Here is a 4,975-nt window from a genome sequence, read left to right as displayed (position 1 = left end):
GCGAGGCTAATTGATGACCAATAATTAGAGAGTATAAGGAAGTCCTCTTCTCTAATTATTGTTTTAGAATTTATTATCTTTTCATTCTCGTACCAGAACTACGTTTAACCCTTGTGTTGGCACCAATTATGACTGAACAAGAATTAATATCATTAAAAGAAAGAGGGTGGACTGAATTTCAAAGCGGTTCATCTGATAATGAGTTGATTTCGATTGCCTCAAAAATTGGAAAAGTTTTAAATCATCCAAATGGACAAAGCGTTTTTACCCTAAAGCCAAAAGCTAAAAATGAACAAGGAGTAGGTACTTTTAGTGATAAATACGGATTTGGTAACTTTCCATTTCATACCGACACAGCATTTTTAAAAAAACCAGCTAGATTTATCTTAATGCACTCAAGTGAACCGAGCGATTGTAGTACTACCATAATATTTAAAAAAGATTTTTGGAATTTGCTTGATGAAAAAGACAAATCAAATGCAGAAAGATCTGTATATCTTGTAAAAACACATAAAGAAAGGTTTTATACTTCTTTCGTTTTTAGAGAAAATAACGTTGAAGGCATTAAATACGACCCAGCGTGTATGCATCCCTTTAATGCATCAGCAAAAGAATTTGACCAGACTTTTCGGGAAATTCTGAAAGTTGTTAAACCCAAAAATGTGCAATGGAATGGAAATAAAACAGTTCTAATTGATAATTGGAAAAGTTTACACGGCAGAAGTTCTGCAAAAAATGACACGAAAAGAGAATTAAAAAGAATTTATATCAATTAGTATGAGTTGGGAAAGAGAACCTTTGTTTACTAAAGCGAAATTATATTTTGAAAAAGCATATGACGAGGATAAAGAAGAACCTTATTTTGGACTTTGGTGTGCTATGGGTTTAGAACTACTAGCTCGTTCTGCTGTCTCTTCTATAAGTCCAACATTATTGGCTGAACCAGATAGGGAACATCAAAATTTACTTCACGCATTGGGACTTGGTTCAGCTAAATCTCAAAGAAAATCTATTGCGACAATTAATGTTTTGTCTTTGTGTCAAACCTTAATTACCGATTTTACAGATGCTAATTTTAAAATTGCCTCTGCAATAATTAATCGTAGAAACGAAGAAGTTCATACAGGAGCTGCTGCATTTGACGAATACCCTACGCAACAATGGATTGCAGGATTTTATAAATGCTGTCAAATTCTTTGTGATTTTCAGGGAGAGTCTTTAAACTCACTTTTTGGGGATGACATCCAAAAAGAAGCTGATTTAATTCTGGCAGAGGTGGAAGAAAGCGTGATTGGAAAAACAAAAAGTTTAATTGCTGCCCATAGCAAAGTTTTTGATGGAAAAGATGCTGAAAAGAAAGAGGAATTGAAAGAAGCTGCCCAGAAAAATGGCGATAGATTATCCTATCGTGGTTATCATAGAGTTGAATGTCCTTCTTGTAAATGTACAGCTACTGTATTTGGAGAACCATATGGCAAACAAAATGTAGAAAATAACGAAGACGAAATAATTGTTCGTCAATCTATTTTACCTACAAAGTTTCAATGCATTGCTTGCGAACTCAAGTTATCTGGTTACAGTTCATTAAAAGCAGCAAATATCGGAAATCACTATACTCGAAGAAATACGTATAGTCCAGAAGATTATTATGATATGATTAATCCCGATGATGAAGATATGATAACCGAACGCTATAATGAAATAAATCCGCCAGATGATTGGGGATGGAGTAATGAATAACTGGTGCCAACATTGTATATAAAAAATAGCGCAAGTCTTTGCTAACACTAAGGTTTGGGTATTTTTGGAAAGTCGCCAAATTTTTAAATTTGACGATTTCCAATAAAAAAATAAATTGTAAAATTTAAAAATTAGGCTTGTGTTTCATCCGAAAAGTAATCGCTTATTTTCAGCGCTACTTTTCATATACGGAGCCGTTGTGGTGCATTATGACTAACCTTTAACCAATGATAAAATTCTTTAGAAATATTAGACAAAACTTGCTTTCAGAGGGGAAAACTGGAAAGTACCTGAAATATGCTGTCGGAGAAATAATATTGGTTGTTATTGGAATTCTTATTGCAATTTGGATTAACGGAACATATAATGATTACATTGACAGACAAGTAGAAACAACAATTTTAAAAAAACTAATTGCTGATATAGAAGCGGATTATGAACATATAGTGGAAATTGAAGATTACTATTCAAGACATTTAAAAAATTTAAAAGGAGCCAAATATGCTTTTTTTAAAAACAATAACGACTCAATAATTAAATACATTAAAAAAGGTTATGCTGGTGCACAACTTCAAGATATCAATCCGCGATCATCTACATATGACGAAATGATAAATTCGGGGAAACTGTATAACCTTTCGAATGAGAATTTGACTGATTTGTGTATAGATTATTACGAAATGCTTGAGGAAAACACCTATGAGATCAGACAAAGTAGAGTTGAATACAGAAATATCAACTACAGTTCTGAAATGAACGAATATTGGCTACTTTACTTGGATATAAGAGAAAGTGACAAAAATGTCGAGGAATTAATTAAATCATTTGTAGCTGATAAAAACTCAACTGCATATAAAACTATGAAACAGTCGACTGGCTATGGAGAAATGCTGATCAGTGAACTATTTAAATATTTGACCGAAATTAAAGAAGCTAATCTGAATTTACAAGAGGAATTAAAAAAAGAAGTTGATTCTAAAAAATAACGACACCACAACAACGGCTATAATTCATTGCTATAATCGAACTTCGAGAAAAAATTATACTTTTAAAAATTGTTTATTTGCTGCGGTTGAAAATCTATTGATTTTCTGCCCGCAACGAAATCATAGCCGAAACCGTTATGTGCAATATGACCAAAACGATGAAAAATACTATCTTTTTAATACTGTTCCTAATCTCAAGTATTGGATTTTCACAAAATATATTTAAAAAAGAAATTCAACTTCGAAAATCGAATAAGATTAAGGAAACATCCTTTTACATTAAATATCCTAAAGGAAAAAAATACCTGAAAAAAATTGAACAATATGACAGGAACGGACTTTTGGTTGAATTGAAAAAGTTTGACCAAAATGGGAATATTTCAGAGCGACTGACTTTTGAATATCCAAATGACCAAACCAGAATTTTGACTGAATACGACAAGAACGATAATTTAATAACTTCCTACAATCAAAAATTCGATTCGAGTAACATTTTAGAACCGAATAAAAGAAAAAGCGATAGTAAGAAGTTTAAATACAAATACGATAAAGAGGGAAATCTAACAGAAGTATGGCGATTGGACTTAAAAGAACCTTTAATTCAAACAGAAAGTTTTTACAATGAGCAGAATAGACTTATAAAACAACGCCTACTTATTTTTGAAATGTTTCCTAAAAAATATTATTATCTGACAACTGAGTACAAACTTGATGAAGATGGCAATATCTTGGAAATTAAGTCCATCAAAAACGGAAAGAAGAAAAATACTGAAACAAGAGAGCATAAAAAATACAGCACATAACAACGGCTATAGTTCATTACGGCTGAAATTCCTAATCGGAATTTCAAGCCTTTTTGCTAAATTTATGGTTACGGCGGAATGATACTCGCGTACCATTCCGTAACGAAACCATAGCCAAGACCGTTACCTGCAAGCTAAAAATCGAGAATACGAGAAAAATTTAAGAATGAAACCGAATCCAAAGCTAAAAAAATTTATTGGGCCATATGACAAGCGAATTCAAAGCCTGACAATGGAATTGCGGAATTTCATAACGGAATTGGTTCCTGAATCGAACGAATTGATTTGGGACAATTATAATGCAGTAGCAATGGCTTACTCGAAATCGGAAAAGCTAAAAGATGCCTTTTGTCATATTGCAGTTTATTCTGGACACGTAAATTTCGGATTTAATCGTGGAGCGGAATTATCAAAAACAAGTATCAAACTGAACGGAAAAGGAAAATTAATTCGGCACATTTCGGTAAAGGACTTCCAATTTTTACCAAAACAGGAAATAAAAAATATGATTTGGGAAGCAGTTGGAATTTCTGAAAAGTTGAATAATGAATTGACCGAAAAAAATTCTCAACCGAAAAGTATAATAATGTCAATATCTGAAAAGAAAATAAGACCAATAAAAAAAGCCAGCAGGTAACAATGGCTATAATTCATTGTGGTTTTGTGCCACACCAAAATAAAAGTATAAATCAAACGGTTGGATTTCGGCGGAATAACCCTGCGGATGATTCCACAACGAAATCATAGCCGAGACCGTTGGCAACAAGCTGAAAAATGAACATAAAATCAACATTAATTATAATTTTAACGATTTGTACTATACAAATATCTTTCAGTCAGAATGAATTGAAAATAGCAAGATCTGAAAATGATAGACTGATTAAAGTCTTGAATAATTCTGAGCTAATTGGAGAGAATAGAGAAAATTATTTGTCTGTAAAAATATTTACAATCGACAACGGAACTGGAAGCGCAGGATTTGAGAGTTCTGAAGTTTCTCATAATTTATTAATTGCGGTTTCCGAATTTGATGAAGAACCAAATCAAAGCCTTTTCGAAATCGGACCTTTTTATAATCCAAAGTTTGTAAAATGGACTAATGAAAAAGAATACGAAAAAGAATTTGAAATCGAATATGGAATTTATAGTAACCGAAAAACTATAAAACTGAAAATAAATATTAACGAACTGAAAATGGCAAAATAAAGCCAGTTGCCAACACCGTATATAAAAAATAGCGGTTTAAGTGCCTAATAGAAAATGAATTATATAAATTTAGGGTCAGTAATAATCCGAAAAGTAAGTGCTTAAAATCCGCTACTTTTCATATACGTATTCCAAGGTCAATTCCTAATTATTTAGATACTTTTTTAAGCTGCAAATTCTTGCATTGACACATACGGTGTCCCTCTTTTAACCACTGCAAATGCTCTTGATAAGATCTTG

Annotated in this window: 6 protein-coding genes; all 6 read left to right on the top strand. The window is 32.2% G+C overall.

From position 1 onward, the window contains the following. The first annotated feature begins 128 nt into the window (after positions 1 to 128). The 6 genes from CA834_RS14505 to CA834_RS14480 all read left to right on the top strand — a co-directional run bounded on the left by CA834_RS14505 (position 129) and on the right by CA834_RS14480 (position 4,735). Positions 129 to 776, top strand: coding sequence for a TauD/TfdA family dioxygenase (locus CA834_RS14505; protein WP_094969443.1), 648 nt, complete (start codon positions 129 to 131; stop codon positions 774 to 776). A gap of 1 nt (position 777) precedes the next feature. After that, complete coding sequence (locus CA834_RS14500) at positions 778 to 1,740, top strand: hypothetical protein (RefSeq protein WP_094969442.1); 963 nt, start codon at positions 778 to 780, stop codon at positions 1,738 to 1,740. 227 nt (positions 1,741 to 1,967) lie between these two features. Next, positions 1,968 to 2,726 carry a hypothetical protein gene (locus CA834_RS14495; protein WP_094969441.1) on the top strand — a complete coding sequence of 253 codons (759 nt, stop codon included), beginning with the start codon at positions 1,968 to 1,970 and terminating at the stop codon, positions 2,724 to 2,726. Between the two features lie 158 nt (positions 2,727 to 2,884). Further along, positions 2,885 to 3,529 (top strand): hypothetical protein, encoded by a 645-nt coding sequence (locus CA834_RS14490; RefSeq protein ID WP_133085512.1) that lies wholly within the window; start codon positions 2,885 to 2,887, stop codon positions 3,527 to 3,529. 166 nt (positions 3,530 to 3,695) lie between these two features. After that, on the top strand, positions 3,696 to 4,166 hold the full coding sequence (locus tag CA834_RS14485) for a DUF1801 domain-containing protein (RefSeq protein WP_094969439.1): 471 nt from the start codon (positions 3,696 to 3,698) through the stop codon (positions 4,164 to 4,166). 209 nt (positions 4,167 to 4,375) lie between these two features. Beyond that, positions 4,376 to 4,735, top strand: coding sequence for a hypothetical protein (locus CA834_RS14480; protein ID WP_240507626.1), 360 nt, complete (start codon positions 4,376 to 4,378; stop codon positions 4,733 to 4,735). Positions 4,736 to 4,975 lie beyond the last annotated feature (240 nt).

Source organism: Winogradskyella aurantia, from assembly GCF_002266855.1.
GTDB lineage: Bacteria > Bacteroidota > Bacteroidia > Flavobacteriales > Flavobacteriaceae > Winogradskyella > Winogradskyella aurantia.
This window is presented reverse-complemented; position numbering and strand designations above follow the sequence as displayed.